11 protein-coding genes are annotated in these 15751 nt (G+C 41.2%); all 11 read right to left on the reverse strand.

What is annotated here, in order from left to right; all coding sequences use genetic code 11:
- Positions 1–56: 56 nt before the first annotated feature.
- Positions 57–2159 (reverse strand): type I DNA topoisomerase, encoded by a 2103-nt coding sequence (gene topA / locus J6I68_RS12845; RefSeq protein WP_292220895.1) that lies wholly within the window; start codon positions 2157–2159, stop codon positions 57–59.
- A gap of 231 nt (positions 2160–2390) precedes the next feature.
- Positions 2391–5141, reverse strand: a complete 2751-nt coding sequence (locus J6I68_RS12850; protein ID WP_292220912.1) for an FAD-dependent oxidoreductase — start codon at positions 5139–5141, stop codon at positions 2391–2393.
- 147 nt (positions 5142–5288) lie between these two features.
- Entirely contained in the window at positions 5289–5633 is a 345-nt protein-coding gene (locus tag J6I68_RS12855) for a hydrogenase maturation nickel metallochaperone HypA (RefSeq protein ID WP_292220896.1), read from the reverse strand.
- Positions 5634–5767: 134 nt separating this feature from the next.
- Positions 5768–6436 (reverse strand): hydrogenase nickel incorporation protein HypB, encoded by a 669-nt coding sequence (gene hypB, locus J6I68_RS12860; RefSeq protein WP_292220898.1) that lies wholly within the window; start codon positions 6434–6436, stop codon positions 5768–5770.
- Complete coding sequence (locus J6I68_RS12865; RefSeq protein WP_292220900.1) at positions 6436–7554, reverse strand: DUF5692 family protein; 1119 nt, start codon at positions 7552–7554, stop codon at positions 6436–6438. Before J6I68_RS12865 ends, hypB begins: the two co-directional genes overlap by 1 nt.
- A 162-nt stretch (positions 7555–7716) precedes the next feature.
- Positions 7717–10404: a 6-pyruvoyl-tetrahydropterin synthase-related protein gene (locus J6I68_RS12870; RefSeq protein WP_292220902.1), complete on the reverse strand. Its 2688-nt coding sequence runs from the start codon at positions 10402–10404 to the stop codon at positions 7717–7719.
- Positions 10394–10861, reverse strand: a complete 468-nt coding sequence (locus J6I68_RS12875) for a 6-carboxytetrahydropterin synthase (protein WP_292220904.1) — start codon at positions 10859–10861, stop codon at positions 10394–10396. The genes J6I68_RS12870 and J6I68_RS12875 overlap by 11 nt, the downstream gene beginning before the upstream one ends.
- 11 nt (positions 10862–10872) lie before the next feature.
- Complete coding sequence (locus tag J6I68_RS12880; protein ID WP_292220906.1) at positions 10873–12036, reverse strand: hypothetical protein; 1164 nt, start codon at positions 12034–12036, stop codon at positions 10873–10875.
- Positions 12033–13394: a TIGR03111 family XrtG-associated glycosyltransferase gene (locus J6I68_RS12885; protein WP_292220908.1), complete on the reverse strand. Its 1362-nt coding sequence runs from the start codon at positions 13392–13394 to the stop codon at positions 12033–12035. The genes J6I68_RS12880 and J6I68_RS12885 overlap by 4 nt, the downstream gene beginning before the upstream one ends.
- Before the next feature lie 2 nt (positions 13395–13396).
- A complete protein-coding gene (gene xrtG / locus J6I68_RS12890; protein WP_292220910.1) occupies positions 13397–14089 on the reverse strand; it encodes an exosortase family protein XrtG in 693 nt (230 codons plus the stop codon).
- Between the two features lie 173 nt (positions 14090–14262).
- On the reverse strand, positions 14263–15751 hold a 1489-nt coding region (locus J6I68_RS12895), incomplete at its 5' end, for a Firmicu-CTERM sorting domain-containing protein (RefSeq protein ID WP_292220911.1).

The raw sequence follows: 15751 nt of genomic DNA on the forward strand, positions 1-15751 counted from the left end.
TACAATTATGAAAAAAAGCTAAAGATTTCTGAAAATTTGTATTATTAGTTTTACGTTTATTCTTTTACTTTATCTTCTACGTGACCACATTCAGGATTGCCACAGGCAAGCTTGTTGTTCTTAGCGTACATCACGCCGCCGCACTTAGGGCATTTCTTTGAAACTGGTCTTTGCCATGACATAAAGTCGCAATTTGGATTGTCTATACATCCATAGAAGATACGACCCTTTTTGGTTCTCTTAAGAACTATATCCTTACCACACTTAGGGCATGAAACACCAATCTTTTCAAAATATGGCTTGGTGTTCTTGCACTCAGGAAATCCCGGGCATGCAAGGAATTTGCCATGAGGTCCATACTTGATGACAAGGTTTCTGCCACAAAGCTCGCAGACTTCATCTGTAACTTCGTCCTGAACCTGAACCTTTTCAAGTTCTTTTTCAGCTGCTGTAACAGCTTCATTGAGATCAGGATAGAAATTCTCAATTACGGTCTTCCACTTTACATCGCCTTCTGCGATTCCATCAAGAAGGGCCTCCATGTTGGATGTAAAGTTCACATCAACGATCTGAGGGAAAGCCTCCATCATCATCTTGTTCACAGCCTGTCCAAGCTCTGTAATGTAAAGAGATTTGTTCTCCTTGGTGATATAGTGTCTTGCCATGATCGTTGAGATTGTCGGAGCATAGGTAGATGGTCTTCCTATTCCAAGAGCTTCAAGGTCATGTACCAGGGATGCCTCTGTATAATGAGGAGCAGGCTGTGTAAAATGCTGCTGAGAATCAAAGCTGTCAAACTTAAGCTTGGTTGTTGTATCCAGCTTTTTCATGATCACATTCTTTTCAATCTGATCATCCTCATCGGTGTACACATTAAGGAATCCATCAAACACTGTCTTGGATGCTGCAACGGTAAATCTGTGCTCTCCACAGTCAATCTTGACAGATGTGGTCTCATACTTGGCAGCAGCCATTCTGCTTGCCATGAATCTGCGCCAGATAAGCTGATAGAGTCTGAACTGATCTCTTGAAAGATAGTCCTTAACAACTACAGGTGTTCTGTCTATATAAGTTGGCCTGATGGCCTCGTGAGCATCCTGAATCTTAGCTTCACTCTTTTTAGAGGTTGCGCCTTCTGAAAGATACTTTTCACCGAAGTTCTTGGTAATATAGTCGTTGGCAGCCTCAACAGCTTCTGCTGAAACTCTTGTTGAATCTGTTCTTAGGTATGTAATAAGACCAACTGTGCCCTCTTTGCCAAGTTCAATTCCTTCATAAAGCTGCTGAGCAACTCTCATTGTCTTCTGAGTTGAGAAATTAAGCGCCTTACTGGCTTCCTGCTGAAGTGTAGATGTTGTAAACGGAAGTGGAGCTTTTTTGCTTCTCTCGCCCTTCTTTACATCGCTTACAACATACTTTTTTCCTTCAAGCTCTTTTAATATCTCTTCAAGCTCCTTTTTTGAGCTTATTTCTTTTTTCTCGTTACCCTTACCATAGTAGTGAGCTACAAGAGGCTTCTTCTCACCATCTGCCATAAGGTTAACATCTAAAGTCCAATACTCTGTTGGTATAAAAGAGTCTATCTCTTCCTCTCTGTCTGCGATTATCCTAAGAGCAACAGACTGAACTCTACCTGCTGAAAGGCCTCTTTTTATCTTGGACCATAAAATAGGAGAAATCTCATAACCAACCATTCTGTCAAGAACACGCCTTGCCTGCTGGGCATCTACAAGATTCATATCGATATCTCTAGGATGCTTCATAGCTTCTTTGACAGCATTTTTAGTTATCTCATTAAAGGTTACTCTCTGAACCTTGGCATCAGCCTCTGAAAGCTTAAGAGCTGCACAAAGGTGCCAGCTTATGGCTTCTCCTTCACGGTCCGGGTCAGTTGCAAGGTAAACCTTGTCAGCCTTCTTGACCTGTCTTCTCAGTTCTGCAAGGACATCTCCCTTTCCTCTTATAGTTATATATTTGGGCTCGAAGTCATGATCTATATCGATTCCCATAGAACTTCTTGGAAGATCTCTGACATGGCCATTGCTGGCTGCCACCTCATATCCTGAACCCAAAAACTTCTTGATAGCCTTCACCTTGGTTGGTGACTCAACTATAAGGAGCGAATTTTTCTTTGTCTTGGTTTCTTTCTTTGTTGCCATTTAGAATAAGTGTCCCCTTCACAATTTGATTGACACGTTTGTAACGTTCACTTTCATATTAATATACATTTTATTTCATTTCGTCAAGTATATGGTATAAGGAACGATTCTTTCGTGACAGAGGGGACGGTTCTTTTGTGACAGGGGGACGGTTCTTTTGTCACGTTGCATGAAATGCAATGTGACAAAAGAACCGTCCCCTCTGTCACGAAAGAACCGGCATTTATAATCTTATTTCTTGAGCCATGCAGTCTCTTTAGGAGTCTTTTTTACGAAAGGTCTTGCAAGTGCCTGCTTTGCACCATTTGGAAGGATGTACTTAAGCTTGTCCTCCGCCTTTCTCATGGTTGAGCAGTCTGGATTATCCCTTGTAAGCTTGATAGCATCAAATTCACATCTTGTTGTGCAAAGTCCGCAGCCCACGCACTTATTAGGGTCAACAATTGATGCACCACAGGACAGACATCTTGAAGTTTCCTTCTTAACCTGTTCCTCTGTAAATACAAGCTTGTTATCTCTAAATGAAAGCTTGCCATCAGCGCTTGCCTTTACACCTGCTGTCTGTCTTCCAACGTGGTCATAATCCTTAACAGAAATATCATCCTTATCAAGTTCGATAAAGAAGTTAGGGTCACGCCCAATTGTAAGTGAAGAATGAGGCTGAACAAATCTGTGGATAGACTCAGCACCTTCTCTTCCACAAGCAATGGCATCAATGGCAAATCTAGGTCCATAGAACATGTCGCCACCAACAAAGATATCCGGAACAGTAGTCTGGAATGTCACTTTATCTGCTGCTGGAGCTGGTCCTCTAAACTCAACGTTCTCGTCTTTTAAGAGATCTCCCCATACAGTTGCCTGTCCAACAGAAAGGATCACATTTTCACAGGCAATCTCCATAGTTTCATTCTCATCGTACTTAGGATCAAAGCGTCCCTCAGCATTCTTAACCTGAGTGCACTTCTTAAATACGATTCCCTTTACTTTTCCATTCTCTGTAAGGATCTCTTTTGGTCCCCAGCCGCCTTTAAGCTCAATGCCTTCAGACTCGGCAATTTCGATTTCCTCAGGAAGTGCTGGCATAATGTCTCTTGTCTCAAGGGAAACCTGTGTAACCTTGGATGATCCACATCTAATTGCTGTGCGGCTAACATCGATAGCAACGTTACCGCCACCAATTACAACTGTATCACCAGTAAGCTTGTAGCTTTCGTCGTCAATAACCTCATGGAGAAGGTCAACACCCTTAAGAACTCCCTTAGCATCCTCACCAGGAACGTTTACTCCTCTTCCGCCCTGACATCCGATGGCGATATAGAAAGCCTTGTAGCCTTCTTCTCTAAGCTGCTTTAAGGTGATATCTTTTCCAACCTCTACTCCAAGGCGGATATCAACACCAAGTTCTCTAAGTACATCAACTTCGGCTTCTACAACATTCTTTTCCATTACGAATGAAGGAATACCATATGTGACCATTCCACCTGGCTTCTTGTTCTTATCAAAGAGTGTAGGCTTGTAGCCCTTAAGTGCAAGATAGTAAGCACAGGAAATACCTGCAGGACCTGCACCGATAATAGCTACCTTCTCATCAAAGCCGGCTCCGATCTTAGGAATGACTTTCTTGGGAATGTAGCGGGTATCTGATTCAAGATCGCGCATTGCAACAAACTTTTTAACTTCATCGATTGCAATAGCCTGATCGATGGTGCCTCTTGTGCAGGCATCCTCGCAGCGTCTGTTACATACATGTCCGCATACAGCCGGAAGTGGATTGTACTTCTTGATAAGAGCAAGAGCTTCCTCATATCTTCCCTGAGCTGCCATCTTAAGATATCCCTGAACAGGAATATGAGCAGGACATGCTGTCTTACATGGAGCTGTACCAGTCTTGTGTGTATTGATCCTGTTGATGTCGCGGTAGTCCTCAGTCCACATCTCTGTAGACCATTTCTTTTCTGTAGGAAGAGGCATCTTAGGATAGGTAACTTCGCTTCCATCCTTTTTGCAAAGCTTCTGTCCAAGAGTTGCTGCACCAGCAGGGCAAACCTCTACGCAGCGTCCACATGCAACGCAGTTTTCCTTGTCAACATGAGCAACATAAGCTGAACGTGACATGTTTGGTGTATTGAAAAGCTGTGAGGTACGAAGCGCATAGCACACATTTACATTACAGTTGCAAATAGCGAAAATCTTGTGCTCGCCATCAATATTAGTGATCTGATGAACGAAACCGTTGTCCTCAGCCTGCTTAAATATTTCAAGGGCTTCCTCTTTGGTGATATAGCGGCCATCCTTCTGAGTTTCAACTACGTAGTCAGCCATATCACCGATAGCGATGCACCAGCCTTCAGGATCATCAGCGCAGCCCTGCTCGTAGGTCTTTCTGCTTCTTCTGCAGGAGCATGGAGATGCTGCGTATTTTCCCTCATAGTAGTCAAGCCAGTAAGAAATCTTTTCAAGGCCGATGGCTGTATTCTCCATCTCAATAGCCTTTTCAACAGGGATTACATGCATACCAACGCCTGCACCACCCATAGGAACCATATGTGTAAGTCCCTCAAGAGGAATGCGGCTCATTCTCTCAAAGAAAGGTCCTACTTCAGGATGCTCTTCAATAACTCTGCCGTTCATGTTGCCAAACTCAGCAGAGCCTGGAACATACATAGGAAGAACATACTGCTTAACATGCTTTTCATTTTCGTAGTTCCACTCAATGATTCCGTGATATGACATCTCATCAAGGTGCTTTTGCAGCTCCTCTTTTGAGTATTCAGGACAAAGAGCAGCAACCTCTTCGAATGTCTTTGGCTTTCTCTTTTCCATCTTAAGAGCAATCTCGCACTGCTCATCAGTTACAAGATTGTAAATGCCCCAGTACTCAGGGCTTTCTTTTGTGATCTTTTCAAGACCGAGCTTTATTTCTTTCCTGTCAGTAATAGCCTTGGCAAGTCTTGCCAGGGGCTCTCTGAAAGGAGCATTCATATCTACCCACTCTGGAATGATGCCAGCTCTTGGGTCAATTCTGTTACGGTTTGGATCCAGCGAATATGGAGTGTTTAGATCCTTCATATCCATTGTATTCATATCAACCATTCTTTCTCCTACCTTTCTTCCGCTCAAAACTAAAGTTTACGTTGCCGCAATTTCTTTTATCATAAACTCGTTGCCCTTTAAGAGATATGTATGTTCACTGCCACAGTTGGGACAGATCTTGCCATGAGCAACGGTTTCATATTCACTTTTACAGTCCTCACAAAAGGTTACAGCAGGAAGGGTCTCTATAATAAGCTCTGCCCCATCCATAAGCTCTGTCCTGGCAGCAGCCCACTTCCAAGCGTCGTCCAAAAGAGAAGGTACCACACCTGAAACTTCTCCAAGCTGCAGGGTTACTGAATGTATCTTTTCAAGATTATTCTCTTTTCCCACCTCTGTAAGGTCATCAATTATTCGAAAAACAACACCAAGTTCATGCATTTGTCTTTACCTTGTCTGCCTTAAATAAATTTCATTTGATCCATATACAAGTAAAAGCCATGCGAAACTAAGGTTAAGATAAACTTCCCCTGTTTATCGCATGGCTTTCTCTCATCTCAATGCCAGATCTATGTTTACTTTATAGCTTCCTCTATCTGATCAGAAAGCCACGCAGCCCATTCATCAATTCCTTCACCTGTCTTAGCACAGATAGGAATGATGATAGCCTTTGGATTGCGCATATGTATATACTCTTTGCACTTTTCAAGATCAAAGTCAAAGTAGGGAGCAACATCCATCTTGTTAATAAGTACCACGTCGCAAATGGAGAACATAAGTGGGTACTTAAGTGGTTTGTCATGACCTTCAGGAACTGAAAGGATCATGGCATTTTTAGTGCTTCCTGTATCAAACTCAGCAGGGCAAACAAGATTACCCACGTTTTCAAGGATCGCAAAATCCACATCTGAAACATCAAGTTCTTTAATACCCTGTCTTGTCATGTCAGCGTCAAGGTGACACATTCCACCAGTGTGGAGCTGGATTGATTTAACACCAAGCTCAGCGATGGCCTTTGCATCAACATCTGAGTCGATATCCGCTTCCATAACGCCGATCCTGTACTTGTCCTTAAGAGTCTCAATGGTCCTCTTAAGTGTAGTTGTTTTACCAGATCCAGGGCTGGACATAAGGTTTAAAAGAAAAGTCTTAGACTCCTTAAGCTCTCCTCTGAGTTTTTCTGCATCCTTGTCGTTACTCTCAAAGATGCTCCTCTTGACTTCAATTACTCGAACATTATCCATTATTCTGCACGCTCCATTGCAAGCTGGAAGTCCTTGGTATCACCAAATACTTCGTTTGCATAAGGATTCTTACCAAGCTTGATTGATCTCTTAATGATTTCAGTCATACAGATCACGTTGATGGCAATTGCAAGAATTGCAACAACACCCTGAGCTGTAGGATTAGCGGTGATACCCATAGAGGAGATTATATCACCAGCCTGTGCTGTCTTACCAGCCCCTGAATTGTAAAGCTCGATAGCCTTTGCGTAAAGATCCATTGTTGTGATGCCAGCCTCAGTTGCTCCGCCGTAAACTGAAGGAAGTGCTGCTGCAAAGCGTGAAGAAAGCTGGAATGCAGGAACAACCTGTGCCCACATGCACCAGATTGCAAGTGTGTTAGCACGGTTCTGGATCCATGCGCCCTTGTTCCAGAATGCGTTAGCAAATGTAGGAGCAAGAAGAAGTGCTACACCACAGTACCATGAATGTGTAGGAAGGTTGAGGTATGTGTATTCAAAGTTCCAAACATCGTATGCAAAGATGAACCAGATTGTCATATCAGGCCAAAGCATATCTGCATGGTTCTTGTCCTTTGATGTGTAAAGATGTACGCATCCTGTCATGCAGAAGATATTGATAAGTCCTGCAAGAGCGTTAACAACGTTCCACCATCCACCATAGATGAATACACCCTCGTTTGATGCCCACCAAGCACCTGAAAGGTTGCCTGTGATTGAGAATGCTGCAAGAGCAGACTCCATATCAGAAACGTTAGCAATCATGATGTTAGCTGCAACGATGAACCATGGGAACCATTTGAACCATTTTTCCTTGCCAATGCCCCATTTGTACTTGATCATCATAAAGCCTACACAACCGATATCAGCAGCGTAAAGCTTGAAGTAATGGAACCAGCCGTCCATGAATGCTACAGTAGGATTTGACTTGCCACCAAACATACCTACATGTGCAAGGATGAAATAAACTGTAAGGATTGTAGGAATAGCTACAAATACGATCATTCCACCCAATTTGGTCCTACGACCAATCTCGTTCATGAGAATAAGTCCCACAAACACTAATATCCAACCAATCAGCTGCATAGATGCATGGTCGCTGTAAAGTTGAAATAACATAAAAAACCTCCTTTGACATTGCAAATTTTATAGTTACATGCAATATGTCACATTTTTAACTATTATAGCATATTGCACAACGCCAATCAACTATATAAGCAGATGTTTTGTTGAAACTGGGGCACTGGATTTTAAAAATACAGTTTCCATCTGCATCATTCCTTATTTTTTTCTTTTTCCAAATGGAATGTCAAAATCATCTCCTGTCGTAAAGTCGAGGTCAAATGCTTTAAGGTCGTATTTGGTTTTGCTTTCCGGCTTTTCAATATCTTTATTCTCAGCATCTTTTGCCACAGTTTCATCTGCAGCTTCTTCTGAACCAGTATCTTCCCGGACATCTTCTTTTATGTCATCTGCATTTGCATCTTCCTCTTCATCTTCTATTTCTGACTTATGAACCGCCTTTTCCCTGTCTCTTATTTCCGATGCCAGGCAATAAATAAGGAAGATCATGCAAAGGATCACACCAATTCCTGTGGTAATCAGGCTCTCCATCAAATATGGATAAACCACTCTGATAATCGTGTTTCCGCTTCCAACAACCAAAAGATTGTTATCCTCACTTAATGCTTTATCAGACCTGAATATGTCCTGATAAGCAATCCCGGTATTAAGATCGTCAACAGGGCTGTTTATCATCAAACCATTTAGAAATGACGAAACTTCAATTGGATATATTTCCTTATCCGGAAGGATCGCTGGCTCCATTCCCATTACCCACTGCATGATCTTTTCAGCATGGGAGTCCCTTGTTATATAGTAATAAAAAGGAATATTAAGTCCTATGTAGCATACATTCTCATTGATGCCTGATCCAAAGAACGCCAGCTCAATATTGTTGTCGTAAATTGTTCCCCTTACGTCCTTAAGACCATTTAAGTAGTAGGTTATCCACTTTGAATATCCTCTTGGGAACAGGTCGCAGTCCATTTCTCCAAAATCCTGGGTATACAGTATTGGGTAGCCATTCTCAAACTGTATCACGTTACAGGTTACTCCAAGGAAAGTCTTGGTTCTGGTATCCCTGTCTTCTGGCATGCCATCTGCCAGTATTACTACCCTTACACCATTTTCAGAGAGCTTTCTTACAAGATTTTCTGCCGCAATCCTGTCATCATAATAAAAGCCTGAAAGATACACAGTCTTATACTTTGAAAGCTCCTCATAACTGTAGTGGTCCAAATACTCATCACTGGTTTCCCTGATATTTGGGAAGGCCAGTGACAGAGAATATGCACTATATCCGATACCTATGGCATCGTAGTCAGTCTTAGTTCCATAATATGTATCGATCCCGGAAAGATGATAAAGCATGTATCTGCTGTTTTCATAAAGAAAGTCGTAGTTACACTCTTCTGCAGCCTTATCAAGCTTTACAAGGCTCTTTTCTCCGTAGGGAACCTGCTCTTTGTCAATGATAACAGTGTCAGCTCCTAAAGTTATGCATCTGTCAAACAGATAACCATAGTACTCATCATTAAGAGCCATGTTGAGTCTTCTGGTATTATCGCTTGTAACAGCGGTCTCATACTTTTGCCCAAAGACTTGCTGGACACCATCTGGCCCATAGCCAAGAGCAAACACACCTTCTCCTGGAAGTTCTCCAAGGTCAATAAAGGCAACTCTCTGTTTTGTCAGCTCTTTTGCTTCTTTTATGAGAGTTCTTTCGGACAGCTCAACAATCCTCTGACCTGGCTGCCTGCCATTTCCATAGCCGTAAATCCAGTAAAGAGAAGGTATAGAATCAACAGCAATAAGTAAAACAAATACTAAAAGTATCCATTTTCTTAGTTTCTCCCAATAAATTGTTCCAAGAAGAACAAAGCATGCAGCCCCCGGAAGAAGCATCAGCATCCAAAGCATCTCCGCTCCTGGGATTATGCGGATCATAAGATATGCTGTAGAACCGGTCAAAAGAACTGTCAGTACAGCACAGATATACATGGGAGCAGATTTTTTGTTACTTACCATTATTCCAAGTATGGCGATGATAACCAGCGAAAGCCCAAAATAAGCTGCTTCCGGCGAATTAATCCTATATACAGGATTTAAAGTGATCAAAATACTCTGGAAGAAATTACCAGCCTTATCAAGCTTTTCAAAGTCATAGCCTCCTATCAGCATAGGAACTGTATAGATTCCGCAGATAAGGAATGAAATAAAGAAGCTTACAAAAACCTTGATCATTCTTCTTCGGTTCCTAAAATAAAGGCGCTGCAAAAGCATATAGATACATACAAGAAGAAAATGAAGAAGTGCTGTTCCAGTATGTGACAGGATCATAAGGCAACTAAAGAGCATTATTGCCACCAGGTCTTTAAACCTGTTACTGCCAAGATATTCTGATACAGCTAAAAGAAATGCCGGAATTAAAAAAACACAAAGAGCCATGGCTAAATTGCCCTGGCTAAATAAAACATAGATATTGACTGGAAGAAAATACCAGATGATGCCAAATACTGCTCCGGTTATAGGCCTTTTCTTTTTAAACCCAATAGTGGTCCATATTATCTGCCCCAGAACAAATAAAAGAATGCAGTAATAGATGTAAGCTATGTATACCTGCCCACCTGAGTACATCTCACATAAAGCAAGTAGAACCGCAGAAAGAGGCGCAATATACCTAAGGGGCTGAATGCCGTTGTACCAGTAGCTATTATAAAGAGGGTAATAATCATCTCTTACAATAGACTTATAGAGCATATCTCCCCTGAAAAGGTGATAATAAGCATCCTGTCCACTGGGATAAAGACCGTTTAAAACAATAAACTCCCAAAGAAGAAAAGAAATCCCAAAAAGCGATGCGATGGTTATTAAGATTGCTAGTAGCCCTGGTATTTTACTCTTCATCTAAACTCTCTTCCACGATGGAATGTACTATATTATTAAGAGCCGTGTTCATGTGCTCTTTTATATCATTTAAATACTCATCTCTTCCCCTGAAGGAATACACATAGGTTCTTGATGGGGTCTCACTGGCTTCGATTTTAATCAGAAGTCCGCCAATCTTTTTTATCTCCTCGTAAAAAATAGGTGCAAAGTAATCCAGCATATTCTCAAGAGTCGGGATTATGGTATCAAAGGGCTTAATATCATTAAGGAGCTTGTCCTGAAAAGGCTCCAAAAAATCATCGATTGCCTTCTCAAAGTCAAGGAACATGATGAACTTGTCCTTATCAACCAAAAGCTCTATGGCAAACTCCCAGGTATGGGGATGACTCTCACCCTTTTTGCCATTAAAGATCACATAGTGATTGGCGTTTAAGTACAATTTGAACTTATATTCTCTAAGTGCATCGTTACGCAACTTTCTACCTCTTAAGATTTATCTTCTTTTGATCTAAATCTTGATTCCGTTCTGGAATCCGGCCTCATTGGCTTATCACCAGAGATCATGGACACGATCTCTGGGTTACCCATGGCTCTCATTGTCCTGTCGTAAACCATTTTTATATCCAGCCTTGACCTTGCAGTTTCAACTGACAAAAGCTCTGCATCAGCCTTAACTTTCTTTGCTATATCTTTTGCTTTATCATTGTCACATTTAACAGACATGATAAGCGCCAGATGGTTCTTGCCATCATAGAATTTGATATCTCTTTTCCCAAAGAGAATGCAGTTGGCTCCAAAGAAATTGGATACTGTTTCCTTCTGGCCATACCTGAATGCAATAAAAGAAATAGGAAAAGCCTTGATCTGCTTCTTGTATTCTTCAAGGAACTTTTCAATGGCAGTAAAATTAAAGAGATTTAGCCTGTTGTCATAGATCTCATCTCTTACCATCTTTTCATTAAGAACTTCTATTACATTGTTGGCCTCTTTAAGATCAGCCTCAGTTGAATACACCTTTTTCTTATTTTTGTTACTTCCGATTGCTAGTACGATCGGGAGTACAAAGATTGCAGAATAGGCTACTACAAATATGATGATAAGTTCCATCTTTGATCCAAGGAACTTGTTGTTATCAAGAAGTACTGTGGTATTGGTCAAAAGACATATCCTGTACTGTTCACCTTCATAGTCAAACAGAGCGCCGCTGGCAATATATTCCTTATTGTCCAAGAATATCCTCTCGTGCTTAACCTTATTGAGCTCCAAGTCATTTATGAAGCCCATTGAAGAGTCTGTTGTATAGTAGGAATTTGCTGTAAGGGCTTGATATCTGTTGGTTTCAAGAGCATCCTTTACATACAGCATTGTCTGGTCTTTAGAAAATGTCCAGTATCTGTTGGAGGAAGAATCCAAAGTACTTAAGATACTTTCTATGATCTCCTGATCTGTCCTGTTCTCCTTAAGGTTGATCTGATCTATAACCAGCTGAACATAGCTGTCCTGCTGAGTTGCACAGACATCCAGTATTCCATCCTCATATCTTTGCATCTCAAAGTAGGTCAGAGCAACAAATGCCGTGACCACAAGGAGCATCGCTATTAAGATAAGTGGAATACTTACTAGTCCGCTTTTTTCCTTAGTCTTGTTCATGATTCGTTCATAAAATGATAGAGCTTTGAGTTTAAAAGAGATATCTTCTTCATATCATCTTTTACAACAGCTTTATACTCTTCTACTTCCTCCGTAAAGGTCTTGGTCTTCCAGGCACTGGTGGTATTCATGCTGTTGAAAATACCGGTAAGTCTGATAAAGAATGTCAGCATATTAAATAGTGGCAAAATTGGAATAGCCCACCAAAGCGACTTGTAGTATTTTTGGATGTCCGGAAACTCTCTTAGGAATATGCTGATGGACCAAAAATACAAATAGGCGATGACCACATAAATAAGCATTATAAGAGCGCTTGAAAGCAGGATCATCTTGGTTGAAAAGTCCATAAAGTACAGACACACAAGGGCAAGTATCCAGACAATCCTGGGGAATGCAAAGGTGTGGTCGTACAAAAGAGTTCGTACGTTAACATCTTTAAGCATCCTGCTTGGGCGAAAAGCCTTGGAATCAAACATATTGGCAACTTCCAAGGATCCCCTTTGCCATCTCTGCCTCTGGGTATAGAGCTTATTCATGCCTTCTATAGGGCCAACAAAATAGATCGCATTATCGCAAAGCTTAACCTTCTGTCCCATCAGATATCTCATCTGAAATGTTATCTGGGTGTCCTCAGCGATAGTATTAGTGTTATACATTCTGGACTTTAGAACTGTTGATTTTCTAAAAGCAGAAAACGCACCCGAAAGGGTGTAGATTTCATTCTTTTCAGAGGCGTAGCTCCTTCCTGCAAGAAAAGCCTGTGCATACTCAACAAACTCTATCTGGCGAAGGAGTCTTGAAAAGAAATGCTTATACTCTTCGATCTGCTGCGGAATAGTCAGGATTGCACCTGTCATGCAGCCTATAGATGAATCAGACTCAAACACATCTATCATGTTTTTTAGTGCATCTTTTTCAAGAGCTCCGTCTGAGTCTATATTTATTATGTATTTACCGGTGCTGTTATAAAGAGCAAGGTTAAGGGCTCTGCTCTTTCCCTGTCTGGCATTTAGCCACTGCATCCTGATTGTCGGAAATTCCTTCTGTGCTTCAGTGTACACATGAAAAGAATCGTCCTTGGTCCTGTTGTTTACCAGATATACTCTTATTTTCGAATCGTCGTAGCTTGAGTCATGTATGGATTTAATGCACTCCCTAAGTGAATCATAGGAGTTGTAAACAGGCACAATAAGAGAAATCTCAGGATATGCAAGAGGGGGCTTTGGATGGTAATTACGTATACGCTTTTTTATCAGCGTAATGGCACTTCCAATTGAAGGTATTATCTCCATTATGAAAGGGATAATTACCCAGGCGCCCCAGAATATGAAGGAATTAAAAAAAGTACTGATACCCATATTTATTTATCTTCCTTTTGCTCATTCTCCTTAGGAGCGTCAGTTTTTTCTTTATCATAGGAGAAGCTTCCAACCTTCATCCTTACAACCTGTGATTTGGTAAATACATAGAAGTACAAAACCACTGTTGCTGCGTAGAAGAATATTCTGCCTACATAGGTGTGGGCTATGTAGTACATCTGCTCTCCACCAAAATGGATCATAGTAGCTATTATTATGATCCTTAAAGCGTTTGCAAGAATTATATAGATCACACCAACTGCCGAAAGGATTGCTCTTTCAGAAATTGTGTACACCTTGAAAAATGCCAGGATCGCAATATATACCATGATCTCAATGATACCTGAGCACTCAAAATCAATCTGAAGTGTCATGGAGCCGCCTTGTGTCTCAACAAAAATGATACCATACTTGAAAAAGGCTGAAAAGAAGCCTGTTACACGGCCAAAGAGTCCCGCAAGAGCAGCAACTATCCTGGCTAAAGGCATGGTGGCAATGGGACGAAGAAATATCATCATAAGAATAAACAGACCACCCATTCCTATGGTTATGAATGCAGCCTGATTTTTTACTTTATAGAATATCCTAAGATTGAGAAGCCAGATAATTACAAGGACTATGAAGATTATAAGTTTTGTAGTACTTGACGGATTGATGGTTGAAAGAAAAGCAGATATACGTGATGTAATAGGCATGGTAAACCTCCGTACCTTAGTTCTCAATTTATATTATATACTATTATCCGTAACATTATTGCCAACATTCTGTGAAATGTTTATAAAGACAAAAAAACACCGGGAAGGTTTCGTTGACCTTTTGGGGATCAAAGAAAACCATTCCCAGTGTCTGCAAATTCTAGCCTGATATATTAAAATATGAATTTCTTTTTTATAACAAATGGAACAGCTGCGCTAAGAAGACACATTGCAGCTCCGCCCCATGGACCTGTGCTTGTTCCCGCGCAGGTAACAAGTTGTTGTCCAATCCTTCCATATTTTGTCGATACAGTTTTGACATCTGTCGCATCTATACCATATCTTTCTGCCAGCTTAACAGTATTTACATACCATTCCATTTCCTGCTGTGTGTCAGTAATATTTATAGTCGCTTTTCCATAGCAGACATCAGCTCCTACAAGTTCATTTATATTTTTACTTGCGCCCCATGCATCTAAAGAGAAAATATAATATTCATAGCTGCCATTTTCAAGTCCTTGGCTCTGAGGATTCCAATCTATATTGCCACTGGCATCAACTGTTACAAGTCTCATCCCCAATGCGTGGCTCCAGTCATTATTTACAAGCACAGAAACAGCCTGAGTGTATTCGCCGCCTCTCTCATTTAAATGAGCAGGCATCTGTGTTGTGCAGTATCCGTAAATATTTTCACTCTGGTCATTATACTGCTTGGCTTCTCCATCCACAACAACCTCCTGAGTTCCAGGTGTTGCATATTGGATAAGAGTTGATGGATAGTAGGTCCAGTCATCTGAATTACCATCATAGGTTATACCTACAGGAGATGCTATTTCTCCAGTATCTCCATATCCTGAAAGTGAAGAATCCTCCATGTAAAGCCCAAATGAAAGGCCACCAGTATTTGCAGGCAGTTCGCTTATCGGAATTGCGATCTCCCACTGACTTCCCTGATGAACTGCATCATATCCATTGGCAGCTACAACAGCGCCATCCTGTGTGAGCTGTATCAGCATTCTGTTTCCAAGATCAGTTAAGATCTCAAACTTACCGTTGTGATTAGGACCTGCCCATGTAGCTGAATTATTACCATCATCTTTTATGTAGATATAAACATATCCTCTGTCAGAATCGATAACCCACGCTACAGACTCAACATTATGATCACCTTCGGGCTCTTTTAAGTCATACTTGGTTACCGCATCCCAGTCATTAAAGTTTCCATCAAGTCCAATGCCGTCGTAAACTGCATCAGGGTCATTGGTTGATACATCTTCAATGGCTTCTCCATTTACGCTTGTAGAATAATTCTGGCTGCTTACTGTAAAGTCCTGACTTGCAAAATATGAAGCAGGAATAGAAATGTTCAGTGTAAGTGTATCTGCCTGATCAGAAGTTTCAGAAACAGAAAATCCCGGAATATCTGACCAGTTATCTCCGTGAACACCCTTGTTGTAATCAATAATGATCTGCTGCGTTGTACCATCTGGATAGGTTATTGTAAGAGGATAATTCTGCCAGGTATGTTCCCACTCATTAGTGCTCTTAGTCTTATAGGAAATAGTTACTGTCTGTCCATCAGTAACTGCCTTGACCCCCATCACATCTTCTATCGCACCATTTGACCAGCTCTCTGACTGAATTTCAGGTTCTCTTCTTTCA

The organism is Butyrivibrio sp., from assembly GCF_017940685.1.
Lineage (GTDB): Bacteria > Bacillota > Clostridia > Lachnospirales > Lachnospiraceae > Butyrivibrio.